Source organism: Winogradskyella ludwigii (assembly GCF_013403985.1).
GTDB classification, from domain to species: Bacteria; Bacteroidota; Bacteroidia; order Flavobacteriales; family Flavobacteriaceae; genus Winogradskyella; species Winogradskyella ludwigii.
The window spans coordinates 316,138-334,492 of the sequence record NZ_JABFDF010000005.1 but is presented as its reverse complement, the minus strand read 5'-3'; the positions used below and the strand labels follow the sequence as shown (position 1 = coordinate 334,492).

The following is an 18,355-nucleotide window of genomic DNA, read 5'->3' as shown; positions in this document are numbered from 1 at the left end:
CAGTGTTCATTTTGTGTTTTCATAAGTGACTATAATTAATGGTTTAATTTTTAGTCAACCTATTTCAGGAAAGTTCATTTTTTACATTACACACAACGTTGTTGTGTATGGTTAGTTGCGTGGTTCACCAACTAAGTTAGCAAACTTTTACTAACCTGTGAATATTCCGCAGGAATATTCGCAAGTAGGCTAGAACAAAGCAATTAATTATACACGGTGTTAGCACCAGTTTTTTCTATCAGTTCTTTAATTTCCGTTTCAAGTCTTTCGTAATTTCCTTTGTCAGCATCTTCTTTTGTAATTGTAATTTCTTTTCCGTTTTGGTCTGTAAAAGTAGTTGGAATCTTTGCTCCTTGAGAGAAATTAATTATTTCATTATCCGTCGTAATTAAATAATTTGTCGGAAATCCCATAATGTGTCTAAATCCAGAAATGTCAATAGTAGTTGCTTCAGATTGTTTTTCTTGAGATGGAATTAAAATAATATTTTCATTGTAGTCTGGTGCAAGTTTTTCTAATTCCGATTGAGTATCCCAAAATAGAAGTACAAAATCTACTTTATCATTATATTTTTCAACTATTTTATTTAATGCTGGAACTTCAAATTTACAAGGTGCACACCAAGATGCAGTGACTTGCAGGAAAAGAGGTTTTTTTCTTTTAGAAGTATTGTAATTAGTACTATCAACTGTTTTGAATTCATAATCTTTGATATAACTATTCAAAATAAGTGCTTTAATTGAATCTCCATATTTTAAGGCATTCTCACTATCATTTTTGTCCCAATACTTTTGAGAATCTTCTCTATATTTTTTTATGTTACTTTCTGTTTCTGCAAACAATTTTTTCTCAATTTTTGTTTCAGATTGATTTTCGGCTGTTTTTTTTTCTGAATTTTTACAAGAATAAAATATTGTAATAGCTAATAATAGTAAAAATATTCTTTTCATAGTTTATGGTTTTTTTCAAATTGGTGCCAACCGGTTTTGTGTGTGGTTAGTTGCGTGATTTAGCAACTAAGTTAACAAATAAAAACCGAATAGAAAATCCGAGAGGATTTTCGTAAGTAGGCTAGAACTAGCAATAAATTATATACGGTGTTGCCAGTAGTTTTTATTTCATATTGTCTTTTTCAATGTCAACATTTACTTCGATTAAAGATAATATTTTTATCCAATCTTTTTTATTTCTAATCCTCAAATCTAAAAGGTTGTACAATTCTTGGTCATCTATATATTTAATTGACAACAAGTCAAAACCAAAATCAAAAATCCTCGTATCCAGTTTAGTTTTAACTATTTTATCTATTTGGATTATTTTTTCAGTCGTTTTATTAATTCCTGCGTAGTATTTAATTTTCAATTTATTCTGTTCAGTATTATATTCAATCAAATGGTTTTTCGATTTATAAATAATGATTAAAGAAACTATTATCCATAAGATTAGGTAATAAATTATGAATCCGAATTCTAAAGAGTTTTTCAACACATAGATTATTAGAATTATCAAGAATATTGAAGGTAAAAGGAATTTGTTGAGTAATATCTTATTTTTTAAAGTCATTTTTCGTTTAAATTCTATTTTCCTTTTTAATTCAATTTGGGTTAAACTTGTTGCTATTTGTTCAAATTAAAATAGGTTTCCGCTGTTTTTTAAATTACTGGCAACGTTGTTGTATATGGTTTGTTGCGTGGTTAAGCAAGTAATTTAGCAAATAAAAACCGAATAGAAAATCCGCGAGGATTTTCGTAAGTAGGCTAGAACTAGCAATAAATTATATACGGTGTTGTAGCCAGTTTTTATTTCAGTTAAGTTTCGTGTTGTTCCACTTTGGTTACTTTTCCGTTTTCAAAATAAATATCCAAAACGTCTGGGTCAATATTAAAAAGTCCAGGGACAAAGCCAAGTTCATACGCAATATGGTTTTCACTATATGAATAAAAATCTTGTCCTAACAATTCGGTTATTTCTTGTTTTGTTTTTCCGATTAACATTTCACTCTCAATAATGTCCTCTGACATTTTATATCTTTCCGCAATATTTGTCTTCCATTCTTGTGCATCAAAATCGTTTGATGGATAATATGAAATCGAAAATATCCATAAATAAATTAATCCGACATAAATTATTGGACTCAAAAATATAGTTGGAATTAGTGCAACAAATTTTCTGTTTTTTTCATTTCCAACGTTCAGTTTTTTTAAAATCCATTTGCATAAAAAATAAGTCGGAATCGCAAGAATCAGAATTATAAATGGAACTTCAATGCTCATTTTTCGTCAGTTTTTATTCTTCTTTATTTTTAAGTTCATCCAATTCTTGAGATAGTTTATAACCAATTCTCGTTCTTTCTGGAATCCGTTTTAATTTAATCAGAAGTATACTTATCTGATTTACGTGTTGAATAAGTTGGACTTTTTGTCCTTTACTATCTGTTCCGTAAAAGCAAATCAATCTTGGATTCCAATATCCCAAATCCTCTACGTGTATTATTATAGACTCTCCAAATGACACAAGTTTTGCTCCGACCTCTTCAGAATCTGTCAAATCCTTTTCAAACTCAATTATATATTTAGCAAGTCTTTCATAGTAAGCTCCAGCTAGATATGGTTCTTCTTTATTAATAATGGGCAAATTTGGAATCATAGGCTCTATTTTCGGAAAGTTAAATTGCGGAATTTTATCTAAACTCATATTTCTGTTATTTATCGTTTCTCAAATTGGCTACAACGTTGTTGTTTATGGTTAGTTGCGTGGTTTAGCAACTAAATTAGTAAACTTTTACGAACCCGTGAATATTCCGCAGGAATATTCGCAAGTAGGGAAGAACATAGCAATTAATTATACACGGTGTTGTAACCAGTACTTATTTCATAAGCTTTAATTTATTATATTTTTTGTTTCTCCAAAAGAAGAATATTGAAGTTGTTAATATTATAAATCCACTCAATATTTTATAAATCGCAAAATTAGTTTCCATAGTATAAATATTTGGAATAGGGTTCCCTAGTTCAGAAATATCTATTCCAGGAAGAGGTATTTGAGCGCTAAATCTTAACATAATTATAGATATTATAATAATTAATGTAACTAATACTTTTGATGTGATTAATTTACTTAAAAATTGTTTTCCACGTTTTAAATTAAGATATATTATACTAAAAAAAGAAATAGTAGTAAAAAGTATTAACACTATAGAAATAATGTCAAATGTAGTGTTATCAATACTGAATTTTAGAGATAGAAGCAGAGTTATAACAAAAAATAATTTGCTCAAAATTATAAATGCGATATAAATCAAAGCACCTTTTAAATAAGGAATTGATTGATTAATAAACGAAAAATTATTATTTACTTTATCGAACTCTAAACAAATATCATCAATTTTTCCAATTCTTTTTCTAGCAATTGTAAAAGACTCTTCTTTATTTAGGCCTTTAGACTCCAAATCATCAATTAAATCAAGTAAGTGATTTTCAAGTTCAATTATATTTGATTTAGTCAAATTGTTTTTTTTAGTTAGAATTGATTTCCATATTTGGACATTATTTTCTAAATTAAATTCGGTTCTATTTTCCATATTTTTGTTATTATTTGATTAATTGTATTCCAATTTTGTTTTTCTGTCTTTAGTTCTTTTTCTCCTTCATTGCTGATGTTGTAGTATTTTCTTTTTCTTCCAGATTCTGCAATTTTCCAAGATGACTCGATAAAGCCTTTCTTTTCTAGCTTATGTAGAACTGGGTATAGAGTTCCTTCTCCAAATTCTATTTTTCCGCCTGATATTTCTTTGATGCTTTGGATTATTTCATAACCGTAAGATTCGTTTTTCTTGAGAATAGACAATATAATTGGTGTTGAAGATGCACCAATCAGTTCTTTTGATAATTTTTCCATTTATAATATGTTAGAATGCAAACATACATTGAAGTTCGATGTATAAAAAATAAAATGCTAATTATTTTTCTCGTATTGGTTACAACGGTCTTGTATATGGTTTGTTGCGTGTTTTAAGCACCTAATGTAGCAAATACAAACCGAATAGAAAATCCGCGAGGATTTTCGTAAGTAAACTAGAACTAGCAATAAATTATATACGTTGTTAGCACCAGTTATTTCATTTCTTCTGTTTCTCCATTCTCAAAAACACGGTAATATTTTCCATTTTTAATTAAAAGACCTTCTGATGTAATTGTTGGAAAATATTCGTAATAATCTTGAGGATGCTTGACATCAATTCCAATCACTTTTCCATTGTAAGTTCTATTGACTTTTGATTGAATTGTGTGTCCAACAATAACTGCTTTTGCATTGAATTTGTTAAGCCCTATATCAATTTCTTCCTGTGATAAATCATTTTTAAAATATCCTCTATACCAATAAGGTGATGTTATTGAAGAAGTTAGTAGTTCTTGAGTTTTCTCTCCATTTTTCTTTGGGAAATATGGTTTGTAATAATTCTCTCTAATTAATTGATTTAGTTCGTCAATATTCAATTCAGTATTTTCTAATTTAGGACTAATACCTCCGTGAACAAATAAATTCCCGTTTATAAGCTCAATTGTATTTTTGCTTTTCAACCAACGACCTATAAAAGAGTTTTTATCATAAAATTCAAATTGCTTTTTACCTAAAATGGAAGCTACGTGATTATATTTTGACTTTGAGTAGCTATGGTCTCCTTGCATATTCATTATCTCGTGGTTGCCTAAAATATAATGAACATTACCGCCTTTTGATTTCGCATCTTGTTCTAACTTATAAATAAACCATAATACTTGGGTAGTAAAATAACTACGGTCAATAAAGTCTCCAACAAGTACCAAATGATTTTTTCCAAAAGTCCAGTTTAGTTCTTGGTCAATTACAGCACTATTAATTAGAAAATTACGAAAAGTTTTATAATTACTCTCAATATCAGATATCGCAAGAATCTTTAGAGAATCAGAATAGATAGATGCTGGTACTTCAAAATTTGTGTTCGCTACGAAATTAAAACTTGTTGAATCTAATGGGTAGTAGCATTTCAAATCTACTGAAGAATCTACTTTAGAAGTTTTTGTTTCTAATTCAAATCCATTTTTTCTGTCGCCTTTTATGTAATTGATACTTAATAAACTATCATTTTTAAAAAATACATAAGGTCCTTCATCGTTCCAATTATCAGCTAAATCGTTTCGACTATGTTTTAGTGTATTACCAGATAAAAATCCGATTATTACAAATAAAGGTATTACTATTAGAAGCGTTACTATAATGTGTTTTAAGTATCTGAATATTCTTTTTTTCACGGATGTTTGTTTTTAATTGGTGCTAACACATAAATATACACAATAAACCTATGATTTGAAATACAATCTAGAAACATAGTTATAACGCCATTTTATATTAGTTTAAGCGTTTACAAACGATTACAAGTGTATGTAAGCAGTTAACTACCGAATAGTATTTGGAGGCAGCCACATCTTTGCAGTGTTGAATCGATGAAGGTTCAATAGTATTAACTGTTTAACCATTAAAATTAGAAATTATGAACACACTTAAAAACAAAGTACAGTTGATTGGTAACTTAGGACAAGACCCAGAAATCACCAATTTTGAATCCGGAAAAATCTTAGCAAAATTTTCTATCGCCACTAACGATAGTTATAAAAATGCACAAGGAGAAAAGATAACAGATACTCAATGGCATAATATTGTAGCTTGGGGAAAAACAGCTCAGATTATTGAGAAGTTTATTACCAAAGGCAAAGAAGTTGCCATAGAAGGGAAGTTAACATCGCGCTCTTGGCAAGATAAAGATGGCATAAAGCGTTACACTACAGAAGTGGTTTGTAGTGAGCTTTTAATGCTAGGAAAGTAATTGTAATGTAATTTATAAATACGAAAAAGAGCAATCCAACGGATTGCTCTTTTCTATTTAACACTAAATGTTATTTAACAATTTACTTTACAATTAAAGTATATTGAGGTGTAGGGTTTAATGGGCAAAAATAAACATACTCTCCTTTTGTTAAGGTTGTTACTTTAGAGGTTTCTTTTGTATTGTTTTCTACAGCTTTTGTAACGTAAGCCGTTTTAATATGGTTTTCTGGTTTAGAAGCATCTGCTCCTTTAGGAACCAATACAAATCCTACTTGGTGACCAACATTTTTATTGGCAATTTCAAAAATATAATCTCCTTCTTCTAAAGTTAATGTCTTCTGAGTAAACTCACCTGTGGTTTGTTCTAAAGACACAACGGCTGCTTTAGTTTTCATTTTGTCTTGTGCATTTCCTGTTAATGTAAAGGTTAATGCGAATACGATAATTGCTACTATTTTTTTCATCTTTTTATTGTTTTAAATATTATTATTAAGGTTATATGGTTTGTGATTCTAAAGGTTGTGCTACTGGGAAATCTACAGGAACTTGAGTGGTGCTATGTACATAGTTAGAGATGGTTTTATCTCCAACTAAAGAAATAGTATCTATTAAATTTCCTTTTGTGTAACCAGCGTTAAAAAAGTTTTCTAAAACGGTTTCATCTGTTTTTCCTCTATTCTCAGTAATGTTTTTAGCCAATTTTGCTAAAGCGTCTAATTTGTCGTTTACAGTAGAAAATCCAGCTCTTAACTCTAAGATTTGCGCATCTGTAAAGCCGTTCATTTTTCCTATTGCAGTATGTGCAGAAAGACAATAAAGACAATCGTTTACTTGGCTAACAGCAAGGTTTACAACTTCTTTTTCTTTAGCAGATAAAGATGTTTTTGCATTAGCAAAGTTTAAGTAGTTTTCTAAAGCCGTATCACTATGTGCATAAGTGGCATATAAGTTTGGTACAAACCCTAAAGCTTTATTTAAGTTATCGAAAATAGCTTGGTTGTTACTGCTTACGTCTTCTCTTGAAGGAATATTAAATGTAGTCATGATTTTAAATTTTTATTCTGAAATGTATTCAGATGGTATTACTATTTATTTAAGTTTTTTTGTTGGTACAAAGTTGCGTTATATCACAGTACAATAGAATGCTTGTTATGCCCTAAAGCATGTCATTTTTTCCCTTGTATTTAATTAGTGCTTACAAATGGTTTTTCTGCATCACAATAATAATCGTGAAGGTGTTTTTGAGCACAGTGAGATTCTGTGTTAATAGTACTTATTATTTTCTTTGGACTGTTTATGAATATCTCTATGAGATTGAAAATGGATTTGTTTTTTAGTTTCATCTTGTTATTGTTTTAATATTACAATGCAAAGATGCAACGGAAGTAGAGGTTTTAAAATGAAGAATTTGCCCTAAGGCTTGTCAATTTTTCCTAACTTGAGGTGTTTAGGCGTTTTTTGTAGTCTGATGGAGATAATGTGGTGTGTTTTTTAAATAAACGACTTAAGTGAGAGGCATCTTCAAAGCCAATGTCGTAAGCAATCTCTTTAGCTGTTTTGTCAGTGTAGCTTAATAAGCGTTGTGCTTCTAAAACAATACGCTGATGTATAATTTGTAATGGACTTCTATTTAGTTTGGCAAAATTATTAGATAAGGTCTTTGGAGATTTAAACAATTTTTCAGCATAAAAAGAAACACTGTGTTCTGTTTTAAAATGCTGCTCTACTAAAAAATTAAATTCACGTAGTAAATCTACTTTAGAACTTTTAGGGGTTTCAACAATGCCTTCTTTAGCTTTTAATAAGCGGGTGCTTTTTATAATAAATCGAGACATTAACATTCTAAGCATTTCGGCTTGTATATTATCTTTTGTTTCTAACTCATCTATAAAAACATCATGAAGTGTTTCAAATTTTAATTGTTCTGAAGCATCTAAATGTATAATAGGGATATTAGTATTTCCAAAAAACAAAATACCTACACAACTTACTTCTTGATCGTGATCTTTAATACAGTAAAACTCTTGATTAAACTGATAAACAGTAGCGTCATTACCATCAATATATTGTAAATATTGAATTGGTGTTAAAGCCAATATACTATGTGGTTGAATGGTAAATGGAACGCTATCAATAATAATAGCTATAGCTTCTGATTTTGCCCAAATAAAAGTATAAAACTCACATTGCTTTGCTTTTTTAAACTGGAGTAAATCGGTTTCATTTCCAATGTTGAAAATAGCGTTTGTAGAAAATTCTTTAAAATTGTGAGTCATAGTCACTAAGTCTTATTAGAAACAGAAAAATTACAAAAAAGAAAATTATTTAGTTAGATTTTTAACTGAAGGATTAAAAAGATACCATTTAAAAAAAGAGCGACCAATTAGGCTGCTCTCTTTTAATAATATGTAAAAAAAACAGATTAATTCTTAACTAACTTTTTAGTCGTATTAAAGCCTGTATTTGTATTTGTGATTTTAACGAAATATAGCGCGTTTTCTAATTGACCTAAATTAGAGATTGTAAGTTTACCATCATTAGTACTTTTATTTATGTTTAGTATTTGTCTACCATTCATATCCGTAATACTTACATTAAGGTCATCATCATTACTGTTAGCATCTAATTGTATGGTAATTGAAGATTTAAATGGGTTTGGACTTACTTTAATAGTGTTTAAATTGAAATTAGAGACAGAGAGCGTTCCTCCACAAACATTCCAACCCATGTCTTCCATAAAACCAAGTGTTACTAACCCTGGATCATGTATAGCTTCTCCGGGACCAATAGAAGGAGTCATCAAAGAATTTGCATTACCAGGAGGATATGTGCCTTCGTCCCAGTGACTGTAGCTAGAACCTTGGCTATAAGTTGATGGAGCATAAGTAGAAGGTTTTGTTCCTCCGTTTTGTGCTGTAGCAATTAGGCCATTGCTAAACAAATTATTTCCTGTTATTTCTGAAAGTAATTCAGCAGATGGGTCAGTAAAATCTGTGATTGCTGTTGGTGATCCATTTTCTATAAATTGATCCCAAGCACTGATAAAGCCAACATTTCTAAGAATACCTTGGGTAGGATTATCTGAATTGTCAGTTCTTCCAAATCCAAGCATTCCTAACCCATGTCCTAATTCATGCAATACAACAGAAACAAAATCTACTTGAGAACTCGGAGTATTACCATCTGTGCCAAAATAAAAATTTGCCGTACTGCTAAAAGTGGCGTTAATATCGTTAGTAGTCCCAAAAGGACCATCAGAGTCTTCACCTAAAAGGTGTTCTCCAAGAGCAGCTGCAAAAGCAACATCAGCAGGGAAGCCCGGAATATTGGTAACAAAACCAGCTGGTCCAGCACCTCCTAATACTCCATCGTCAAGTGGTCCAAATTCAGCAGAAACACGTATTGGGACAGAAGATTCAATGAGGTTTGACCAAATGTCTACAGCAAATTGAAAGGCAGCTTCAGCCTCAGGAGTAAAACCTGTATAACTGACAAAGAAAGTAGAGCAATTACCACCTCTTGCTGTTTTTTCAAGAATATAATCTGGTACATTAATCGTTGTTTTTCCGGTTGCAGGAGCTGGATGATATTGACAAACATCCCAATCTATATGGACTCTTGTAGCATTGCTAGTTTGTGTTTGGCCATTTATATTTAGATAAAAGAATAATGAGAAACAAAAAAGAAATACGTTTTTAGTTTCAATATGTTTTAGCGGATTGTTTGTTGTCATATTATAGTTGTTCGTTCTACATATAGGTTATAAATATAATGTACTTAGTCTATTAATTCTGATTTACTAACATTTTTAAAAAAAATAAAAGTTGTTAAACTGAATAGCGTTAGTAACTCTACTTTGTAATATTTATTAAAAATCTATGAGTATGGTGTCTGTCAGTGAAAAAATATAATTAATTAAGGTAGTGAGATTAATAGATAGAAGAAATCACATCTTAGATATCGTATTTTATTTATGTAATTTCAATTGAATTCGTTTCCGAGCAACATCAACTTCTAAAACCTTTACAATAATTTGTTGGTGTAAACTAACATGTTCATTAACATCTTTTACAAAGCTATCCGATAAATTTGAAACATGAATCAGTCCACTTTCTTTAATACCTACATCTACAAAACAACCAAAATTAGTGATGTTATTAACGATTCCTGGAAGCAACTGTCCTTCGTGTAAATCGGTAATGGTTTTTATATTTTGGTTAAACGAGAATACCTTGGCTGTTTCTCTAATGTCTAAACCGGGTTTCTCGAGTTCTTTAATGATGTCTTCAAGAGTTAATAAACCTACGTGGTTAGAAACATATTTTTTTAAATCTATTTTTTGAAGAACAGTTTTATTTCCAATCAATTCTTGAAGCGAAACACCTTCATCTTTGGCCATTTGTTTTACAATAGCATAGCTTTCTGGATGTACTGCAGAATCATCCAAGGGATTTTTAGCCTCTTTTATTCTCAAGAATGCCGCAGCTTGTTCAAAAGCTTTGCCGCCTAAACGTGGCACTTTCATAATATCTTTTCGCGACTTAAAAACACCATGTTTTGTTCTATACTCAAAAATGTTTTCAGCCAATTTTGGGCCTATTCCAGAAACGTAACTCAATAAAGGCTTACTGGCCGAATTGACATTTACACCAACCGCATTCACACAATTCTCAACAACGGTATCCAATTGTTTTTGAAGTTTTGTTTGGTCCACGTCATGCTGATATTGACCAACACCAATAGATTTAGCATCAATCTTTACTAATTCGGCTAACGGATCTTGTAAACGTCTACCAATAGAAACCGAACCTCTAACTGTAACATCATAATCTGGGAATTCTTCACGTGCAATTGTTGAAGCTGAATAAATACTCGCTCCAGCTTCACTCACTACAAAAACTTGAATCTCGTTTTTAAATTGAATTTTACGAATCAAAGCTTCGGTCTCTCGAGAGGCTGTTCCGTTTCCAATCGCAATCGCTTCAATTTTATAAGCTTCGACTAAAGAAGAAATCTTTTTTATAGCTCCAATACTATCATTTTTTGGGGCATGTGGATAGATGTTTTCATTGTGTTTTAAAGCACCTTGAGCATCTAAACACACGATTTTACAACCACTTCTAAAACCAGGATCGATGGCTAAAACGCGTTTTTCGCCAATAGGTGAGCCTAATAACAATTGTTTTAAGTTTTTTGCAAAAACAGTTATGGCAGATTCGTCTGCTTTTTCTTTGGTATTACTCAAGGCTTCATTACTTAACGACGGAAACAATAAACGTTTATAAGCGTCTGAAATCGCTAATTCTATTTGGTCTGCGCAAGCATTTTGGCTTTTTATGATTCTATTTTCAATACGTTCTAAAACTCTAACAGCATCAACTTCTATTTTCACACGGATAAAGCCTTCGCTTTCGGCTCTTAAAATGGCTAATAATCTATGTGAAGGAATTCGTGATAAAGATTCAGACCAATCAAAATAGTCTCGGAATTTTTGGGCTTTTTCGTCTGTAGATTTAGACTTAATTACTTTGGTCGAAATTTGAGCATGACGTTTTAACTCATTCCGAAGATTATTTCTGATATCAGTCCGTTCATTAATCCATTCGGCAATAATATGTCTAGCTCCTTCTAAAGCGTCTTCAATAGATGTAACATCTCCTTTAACATATTTAAGTGCGATAGATTCGATATTATTAGCATTTTGGCTCATTATGATTTTAGCCAAAGGTTCTAAGCCATTTTTACGAGCGGTTTCTGCTTTTGTTTTTCGTTTCTTCTTGAAGGGTAAATAAATGTCTTCAAGGGTTGTTGTATCTTGAGTGTTTTCAATCTTTTGTTTTAAGTCTTCGGTTAAAACATCTTGTTCTTCTAAAGCTTTTAAAATAGCGGTTTTTCGTTTTTCTAAAGTTTCAAACTGCTCTTTGTATTTGACGATATTTCCAATTTGTACTTCGTCTAAATTTCCTGTAGCTTCTTTCCTGTAGCGCGAAATAAAGGGAATTGTACAATCTTCATTCAATAATTGAACGGTGCTTATTATACTGTTTTTAGGTAGTTGGGTAAATTGAACTATGTAATCTATCATCATAAAAAAAGACCTTATACGTTTTTAAGTATAAGGTCTGTAAGATATTTAACTCGGCTGAAATTGCCGAATAATTTAACAAAAGTTATTCATTTGTTCCTGCTTCTTTTTCTGCATCCTTAATCATAGCTTCATTAGGAACGATAGCAATATTTACGCGCCTGTTTTTAGAACGCCCTTCTGCTGTGCTGTTGTCATTTGTTGGTTGTTCTTCTCCAAACCAATGGGTTGTAAATCTACCATTGCTTAAACCTTTGCCAGATAAATAATTAGTCACGGCTTCAGCTCTATTTTTAGACAACGTCATGTTGTAAGCATCGTTTCCTGAGCTATCTGTATGCCCAACAACTAAAATATTAGTATCTGGATATTCTAAAAACACGGCAGCTAGTTTATTTAATGATTCTTGAGACTTGGTATTAATGTTATATTTCTCGGTATCAAAATAAACACCACTTTGCTCGTCAAAGGTAATGACGATGCCATCATCTACACGCTCTACAATAGCTCCAGGGATTTCTTGTTCTATATCTTGCGCTTGCTTATCCATTTTATTTCCAATAAGTACACCAGCTCCTCCACCAACAACACCTCCAATAACAGCACCTAATTCTCCTTTGCCGCTCTTACCGATATTGTTTCCGATGATAGCACCAAGTAACGCTCCACCAGCAGCACCAATAGCAGCTCCTTTTTGTTTGTTATTAGCATTATCTACAGCCTTACAACTCGCCATCAATACCAAAAGCAATGATAAGGTTACGGCTAAATTTGTTTTATAATTGAATGTTTTTTTCATGTTTGTTTAAATTTTTGAAAAGTTCATGTTAATGGTGATGGGCTTTCCATCTAAAGTCACAATTTGTTGCCACTGCATGGTGCTTTCTGTAAGTGAAGTAAGTTCTAATCTAAATCCGGAATTGGTTTCAGATTTCCCTTTCTCGTCTGTAGGTTTTAATAGGAAATTATACAAGTCTGTATCTTCGTTAACGTCATCTATTGTGAATGCGAAGTAGCGTTGCTCTGCCTCACAATTTAATCCTGAAAGCGTATAGTGTCCTGTATTGTTATTAGGTATAAATTGCCACGTACTATTTTCGAAGCAAGCTTTTTGGGCATCGCTAAGAAGTGTGATTTTTAAATCTCCAATTGCTGAAGATTTTATGGACGTTAATATCCAATCTCCTTTAATTGTCTTTTTAGATTCTCTCACGGTTTTAGAAGATCCACAAGCTAAAAAGCAAAAAGTAATAAGTATGAGTGCTATATTTTTCATTGTATTGAGTATTATTTCGAATCAAAATTACTCAAACAACAAAGGGTACATTATTTCAAAAGCATAAATTGTTGATGCATTAGCCAGAATGAAAGTATAAAAAAAGGTTCCATTTTGTGTTAATTACAAAGTGGAACCTTTAATATTACTTTTATCTATAATGACTTAGCTTATTTGAAGTCCATTATTTACACCATCAACATCAGGATTTACAAAAACCAGATTACCACCTTCGTCTTCTGTCATTAAAATCATCCCTTGACTCTCAACTCCTCGTAAAGCTCTTGGTGCTAAATTTACTAATACAGTTACGCGTTTTCCTATAATGTCTTCTGGTTTAAAACTTTCTGCAATACCAGAAACAATGGTACGTGTATCAATACCTGTATCTACTTTTAAGACTAAAAGTTTTTTGGTTTTAGGCATTTTTTCGGCTTCGAGAATCGTACCAACACGTAAATCTAATTTAGTAAAATCATCAAACGTAATTTCTTCTTTTTGAGGCTCCGTTACTTTATTTGCTGCTTCGTTGGCTTTTTTGCTAGCTTCCAATTTGTCTAGTTGTTTTTGAATTTCTGAATCTTCAATTTTAGAAAATAATAATTCGCCTTTGCTGATTTTATGGTTTGCAGAAATTAGAATGTCTTTGGTTAAAATATCTTCCCAACCATTATCATTAGAGTTTAATATACCTTTTAATTTGGTTGAGGTAAATGGTAAAAACGGTTCAGATAAAACAGCTAAAGCTGATGCTATTTGTAAAGCCACAAACATCACTGTTTTGGTACGTGCTTCATCTGTTTTAATCGTTTTCCAAGGTTCTTCATCAGCTAAATACTTATTTCCAAGTCGTGCTAAATTCATCAATTCTTGACTCGCTTCTCTAAAACGGTAACGTTCAATAGAGCTAGAAATTACAGCAGGATAAGCTTTTACAGCCGCTAAAGTTTCTTCGTCAATAGTTGCAAAATCTGAAGGTTCAGGAATTATTCCATCGTAATACTTGTTGGTTAAAACCACCACACGATTAATAAAGTTTCCGAAGATAGCAACCAATTCATTATTATTTCTGGCCTGGAAATCTTTCCATGTAAAATCGTTATCCTTAGATTCTGGTGCATTAGCCGTTAAAGCATAACGTAACACATCTTGCTGATTTGGGAAATCTACTAAATAGTCTGGTAACCAAACAGCCCAGTTTTTTGAGGTCGATAACTTTTTGCCTTCTAAATTTAAAAACTCATTAGCTGGTACATTTTCTGGTAAAATATAAGAGCCTTCAGCTTTTAACATCGATGGAAAAATAATACAGTGAAATACAATGTTATCTTTTCCTATAAAATGAACCAGTTTTGTGTTGTCGTCTTTCCAGTAATCTTCCCAGTTTTTACCTTCGCGTGCAGCCCATTCTTTAGTAGATGAGATGTAACCAATAGGTGCATCAAACCAAACGTAAAGTACTTTGCCTTCACCACCTTCCACAGGTACCGGAATTCCCCAATCTAAATCTCTAGTCACGGCTCTTGGACGTAAACCATCGTCTATCCAAGATTTTACTTGACCGTAAACGTTGGGTTTCCAATCTTTTTTATGGCCTTTTAAGATCCATTCGCGTAAAAAGTCTTCGTGTTTGTTTAATGGTAAAAACCAGTGTTTTGTTTCTTTTAATGTTGGTACGTTGCCTGTAATCGCAGATTTAGGATTTATTAAATCTGTAGCATTTAAACTCGATCCGCAATTCTCACATTGATCACCATAAGCTTCTTCGTTACCACATTTAGGACACGTCCCTGTAACAAAACGATCGGCTAAAAACTGATTCGCTTCTGCATCATAAAGTTGTTCTGTAACTTCTTCTACAAATTCATTTTTATCGTAAAGGGTTTTAAAAAACTCTTGAGCTGTATCGTGATGAATTTTTGCAGTTGTACGCGAGTAGTTATCAAAAGTAATTCCGAAATCCACAAACGATTCCTTGATAATTGCATGATATTTATCTACAATATCTTGAGGTGTAACCCCTTCTTTTTTTGCTTTTATGGTAATTGGTACACCATGTTCATCGCTACCACAGATAAAAGCAACATCATTTCCTGTTAATCTTAAATAACGTGCGTAAATATCTGCTGGCACATAAACGCCTGCTAAATGACCAATATGAATTGGTCCATTAGTATATGGTAGTGCTGCTGTTATGGTATATCTTTTTGACATAGTAATACTTTTAGTAAGCTGCAAAAGTAAACATTTTGTGGTGTGAATTGTAATGAAATGTAGAAACGCTTTATCGAAAAATTAACATATTTTTTTTGAAAATTTATAAAATTAATTACATTGTGCTCTTAACCAATCAAATCAATAAAAATGAAAAATTTAAAATTACTTGTATTACTAGTGTCAATGAGCTTAATTTCTTTCTCTTGTGGAAGTGATGACGATGGAGATGGAGGGTCTAGTGCTTCATCTGATAGTGTATTAATTTTTGGTGATGCAGAATACCAATTAGAATCAGGAACTATAGAGGATTACGGGGAATACTCAGATGGGGTTTACAATTTTGATATTGTTTTAGTAACCTCTGATATTTCTACTATTAATGGTGAGACTGAAGCAGTTGATGATACTTATACTGGTATTTATTTTGAACTTTTCACATCTAATTCTGGTGATTTAGAAGAAGGTGTTTATACATTAGGTGATAATATTGAAGCAGGTTCATTTGTTTATGCTAATATTTTTGTTGAAAGTTCTTCAGATGAATATACTAGTTTTGACATTGATTCAGGAACTTTTACAGTATTAGAAGATGGTTCAACTTATGAATTTGAATTTGAAGGAACAGTATCTAATGGTACTTCTTTTTCAGGTTATTACAGAGGAAGTTTATTATCTTTTGATTATTCTTCTGAATTAGATAGATCATCTACAACTAATTTAAAAAAGAAAAGAAAATTCTAAAAATAGAATTTTAAAATCTTTAACACGTTATAAAAAACGACTGTCTTAACCTTAAGGCAGTCGTTTTTTTGTACAAAAATGTCTAAGACCTATTAAGTATTCAATTTTTAGAGGCTTCAATTTTTACTTTTTATATTTACAAAAACTATCTTATGATTTTGAAACAGCACGTTCTATATCTAATTTTAATGCTTTTTATGACTGTAAATAATGATATTAATGCCCAAAATAAGACTGATAACGTTTCAGAATTAATACAACCACCATACCTAAAAGCAGGAGATACAATTGCTATTGTTGCACCTTCAGGAATTTTAAAACATAGAGAACGCGAGGTACAACAAGCTGTAGATTTACTAAAAAGTTGGGGATTATACGCTGTTGTTGGAAAGAACGTTTTTAGTAAATCTAATCATTTTGCAGGTACAGATGAAGAGCGCTGTGCTGATTTGCAAAACGCCATGGACGATCCTAAGATTAGTGCCATTTGGTGTGCAAGAGGTGGCTATGGAACAGTAAGGGTTTTAGATAAATTGAATTATATAAAATTCAGGAAAAATCCTAAATGGATTATCGGTTATTCTGATATTACAGCTTTGCATAATCAAGTACATAATGAAGGGTTCCAATCATTACACGCTTTAATGTGTGTGAGTTTAACCAAAGATATTGGAGATGTTAAAGAAGCGGTATCTACATTTAAATCTGCAATTTTTGGAAATCCTGAAAATTACATCCTAGAAGGTTCTAAATATAATGAAATAGGTGAGGCGTCAGGTGAATTAGTTGGTGGAAATCTTACTATGTTGCACACGATGTTAGGATCTGATACCAGTATTGATACAACGGGAAAAATCCTTTTTATTGAAGAAATTGGCGAATACAAATACCACATAGATCGTATGTTACAAAGTATGAAACGTGCTGGTTATTTTGATAATTTAAATGGATTGGTCGTGGGCGATATGTCTAGAATGCGAACAAATACCACACTTTGGGGAACTTCAGTAGAGCAATTAATTCTTGATGCTTTAGAGGATTACGATTTTCCCATTGCGTTTAATATGCCAGCAGGTCACGAGAAAGATAATCGCGCTTTGGTTTTAGGTAAAGTTGTTAATTTGAAGGTTGAAAAAAACGAAAGTAAATTATCATACAAATAATATTAAAGATGGTAGGATAAAATTCCTGCTTTTGTAAGAACGATATGGCAGAGCACAACGAACTAGGTAAGTTAGGAGAAAAATTAGCTGCAGATTATCTTCAAGCAAAAGGCTATAAAATTGTTGTGTGCAACTATGTCTTTCAAAAAGCAGAAATTGATATCATAGCTAAAAAAGATAATATCATGATTTGTGTTGAAGTAAAAACCAGAAATTCTGATTTTTTTGGAGATCCACAAGATTTTGTAACTCCAAGTAAAATTAAATTATTGGTCAAAGCTATGGATGCTTTTATCACAGAAAATGATATTGATTTAGAAACTCGATTTGATATTATTGCTGTTTTAAAAAATAAAACCACTGAGGAAATTACGCATTTAGAAAATGCTTTTTACCATTTTTAAAATCTTGCTTCTGATGAAATTTTAACGATAAAAATTCATTTCATCTAAAAATTGCCAAACATTTTCAGGCAACATTGGACGTACATTTTTTCGGTCTTTAATTTCGTTTCTAATAAATGTTGATGAGAGTTGCATAATTGGAGCATCAACTTTTACAATTTTAGGATGATCGTTAAATTGTGTGTCTATGGAGCCTTCTGATAGTCTTGGATAGACATAAATACTATGATTTTCTAAAATGAGCTCATAGTTTTTCCACTTGTGCAAACTTTTTAAATTGTCTTCACCCATAATTAATGAAAAATCATAATCTGGATGTTTTTCAAAAAGATAGGTCAATGTGTCAATCGTATAATTGGGTTGTTTTAAGCTAAATTCTATATCGCTAGGTCTTAGTTTATCGTAATCTTTAGTTGCTAAATGTACCATCTCTAAGCGTTGGTAATTATCTAACAAACTGCTTTTCTTTTTAAAAGGACTCAAAGGAGTTACTACAAACCATACTTGGTCTAAATCGCTGTGCTCTGCTAAGTGGTTAGCAATTGTTAAGTGACCAACATGAATGGGATTAAATGTGCCAAAATATAAGCCTATTTTCATTTTG

21 protein-coding genes are annotated in these 18,355 nt (G+C 31.6%); 4 read left to right on the top strand and 17 right to left on the bottom strand.

What is annotated here, in order from left to right; genetic code table 11:
• Nucleotides 1-203: 203 nt before the first annotated feature.
• The 7 genes from HM981_RS13810 to HM981_RS13780 all read right to left on the bottom strand — a co-directional run bounded on the left by HM981_RS13810 (nucleotide 204) and on the right by HM981_RS13780 (nucleotide 5,291).
• Entirely contained in the window at nucleotides 204-950 is a 747-nt protein-coding gene (locus HM981_RS13810; RefSeq protein ID WP_179339393.1) for a TlpA family protein disulfide reductase, read from the bottom strand.
• A gap of 163 nt (nucleotides 951-1,113) precedes the next feature.
• On the bottom strand, nucleotides 1,114-1,362 hold the full coding sequence (locus tag HM981_RS13805) for a hypothetical protein (RefSeq protein ID WP_179339392.1): 249 nt from the start codon (nucleotides 1,360-1,362) through the stop codon (nucleotides 1,114-1,116).
• Nucleotides 1,363-1,808: 446 nt separating this feature from the next.
• Nucleotides 1,809-2,273 carry a hypothetical protein gene (locus HM981_RS13800; RefSeq protein ID WP_179339391.1) on the bottom strand — a complete coding sequence of 155 codons (465 nt, stop codon included), beginning with the start codon at nucleotides 2,271-2,273 and terminating at the stop codon, nucleotides 1,809-1,811.
• A gap of 13 nt (nucleotides 2,274-2,286) precedes the next feature.
• Nucleotides 2,287-2,694 carry a DUF6173 family protein gene (locus tag HM981_RS13795; RefSeq protein WP_179339390.1) on the bottom strand — a complete coding sequence of 136 codons (408 nt, stop codon included), beginning with the start codon at nucleotides 2,692-2,694 and terminating at the stop codon, nucleotides 2,287-2,289.
• A gap of 172 nt (nucleotides 2,695-2,866) precedes the next feature.
• Nucleotides 2,867-3,580 (bottom strand): hypothetical protein, encoded by a 714-nt coding sequence (locus HM981_RS13790; RefSeq protein WP_179339389.1) that lies wholly within the window; start codon nucleotides 3,578-3,580, stop codon nucleotides 2,867-2,869.
• Nucleotides 3,553-3,897: a PadR family transcriptional regulator gene (locus tag HM981_RS13785; RefSeq protein ID WP_179339388.1), complete on the bottom strand. Its 345-nt coding sequence runs from the start codon at nucleotides 3,895-3,897 to the stop codon at nucleotides 3,553-3,555. Before HM981_RS13785 ends, HM981_RS13790 begins: the two co-directional genes overlap by 28 nt.
• A gap of 215 nt (nucleotides 3,898-4,112) precedes the next feature.
• Nucleotides 4,113-5,291, bottom strand: a complete 1,179-nt coding sequence (locus tag HM981_RS13780) for a metallophosphoesterase (RefSeq protein ID WP_179339387.1) — start codon at nucleotides 5,289-5,291, stop codon at nucleotides 4,113-4,115.
• Between the two features lie 239 nt (nucleotides 5,292-5,530).
• On the opposite strand from HM981_RS13780, the gene HM981_RS13775 reads away from it, so the two are divergent.
• Entirely contained in the window at nucleotides 5,531-5,863 is a 333-nt protein-coding gene (locus HM981_RS13775) for a single-stranded DNA-binding protein (protein WP_179339386.1), read from the top strand.
• An 82-nt stretch (nucleotides 5,864-5,945) separates the two neighbouring features.
• Here HM981_RS13775 and HM981_RS13770 read toward each other — a convergent pair whose 3' ends face one another.
• The 9 genes from HM981_RS13770 to metG all read right to left on the bottom strand — a co-directional run bounded on the left by HM981_RS13770 (nucleotide 5,946) and on the right by metG (nucleotide 15,440).
• Nucleotides 5,946-6,329: a cupredoxin domain-containing protein gene (locus HM981_RS13770; protein WP_179339385.1), complete on the bottom strand. Its 384-nt coding sequence runs from the start codon at nucleotides 6,327-6,329 to the stop codon at nucleotides 5,946-5,948.
• Between the two features lie 31 nt (nucleotides 6,330-6,360).
• On the bottom strand, nucleotides 6,361-6,909 hold the full coding sequence (locus HM981_RS13765; protein WP_179339384.1) for a carboxymuconolactone decarboxylase family protein: 549 nt from the start codon (nucleotides 6,907-6,909) through the stop codon (nucleotides 6,361-6,363).
• 140 nt (nucleotides 6,910-7,049) lie between these two features.
• Complete coding sequence (locus HM981_RS13760) at nucleotides 7,050-7,208, bottom strand: hypothetical protein (RefSeq protein ID WP_179339383.1); 159 nt, start codon at nucleotides 7,206-7,208, stop codon at nucleotides 7,050-7,052.
• A 90-nt stretch (nucleotides 7,209-7,298) separates the two neighbouring features.
• The gene (locus HM981_RS13755) at nucleotides 7,299-8,141 is read right to left on the bottom strand and encodes a helix-turn-helix domain-containing protein (protein ID WP_179339382.1); all 843 of its coding nucleotides are present in this window, start codon (nucleotides 8,139-8,141) and stop codon (nucleotides 7,299-7,301) included.
• 146 nt (nucleotides 8,142-8,287) lie between these two features.
• Nucleotides 8,288-9,598, bottom strand: coding sequence for a T9SS type A sorting domain-containing protein (locus HM981_RS13750; RefSeq protein ID WP_179339381.1), 1,311 nt, complete (start codon nucleotides 9,596-9,598; stop codon nucleotides 8,288-8,290).
• A gap of 234 nt (nucleotides 9,599-9,832) precedes the next feature.
• Entirely contained in the window at nucleotides 9,833-11,950 is a 2,118-nt protein-coding gene (locus tag HM981_RS13745) for a Tex family protein (protein ID WP_179339399.1), read from the bottom strand.
• An 85-nt stretch (nucleotides 11,951-12,035) separates the two neighbouring features.
• The gene (locus tag HM981_RS13740; protein ID WP_179339380.1) at nucleotides 12,036-12,749 is read right to left on the bottom strand and encodes an OmpA family protein; all 714 of its coding nucleotides are present in this window, start codon (nucleotides 12,747-12,749) and stop codon (nucleotides 12,036-12,038) included.
• A gap of 6 nt (nucleotides 12,750-12,755) precedes the next feature.
• Nucleotides 12,756-13,226, bottom strand: a complete 471-nt coding sequence (locus tag HM981_RS13735; RefSeq protein ID WP_179339379.1) for a lipocalin family protein — start codon at nucleotides 13,224-13,226, stop codon at nucleotides 12,756-12,758.
• 165 nt (nucleotides 13,227-13,391) lie between these two features.
• The gene (gene metG / locus HM981_RS13730; RefSeq protein ID WP_179339378.1) at nucleotides 13,392-15,440 is read right to left on the bottom strand and encodes a methionine--tRNA ligase; all 2,049 of its coding nucleotides are present in this window, start codon (nucleotides 15,438-15,440) and stop codon (nucleotides 13,392-13,394) included.
• 150 nt (nucleotides 15,441-15,590) lie between these two features.
• On the opposite strand from metG, the gene HM981_RS13725 reads away from it, so the two are divergent.
• The 3 genes from HM981_RS13725 to HM981_RS13715 all read left to right on the top strand — a co-directional run bounded on the left by HM981_RS13725 (nucleotide 15,591) and on the right by HM981_RS13715 (nucleotide 17,751).
• A complete protein-coding gene (locus HM981_RS13725; RefSeq protein WP_179339377.1) occupies nucleotides 15,591-16,184 on the top strand; it encodes a hypothetical protein in 594 nt (197 codons plus the stop codon).
• A gap of 197 nt (nucleotides 16,185-16,381) precedes the next feature.
• Entirely contained in the window at nucleotides 16,382-17,347 is a 966-nt protein-coding gene (locus HM981_RS13720) for a S66 peptidase family protein (RefSeq protein ID WP_246286265.1), read from the top strand.
• 44 nt (nucleotides 17,348-17,391) lie between these two features.
• Entirely contained in the window at nucleotides 17,392-17,751 is a 360-nt protein-coding gene (locus tag HM981_RS13715) for a YraN family protein (RefSeq protein WP_179339375.1), read from the top strand.
• Between the two features lie 21 nt (nucleotides 17,752-17,772).
• Here the strand turns inward: HM981_RS13715 and nadD are convergent, their stop codons facing one another.
• Nucleotides 17,773-18,351 (bottom strand): nicotinate (nicotinamide) nucleotide adenylyltransferase, encoded by a 579-nt coding sequence (gene nadD / locus HM981_RS13710; protein ID WP_179339374.1) that lies wholly within the window; start codon nucleotides 18,349-18,351, stop codon nucleotides 17,773-17,775.
• Nucleotides 18,352-18,355 lie beyond the last annotated feature (4 nt).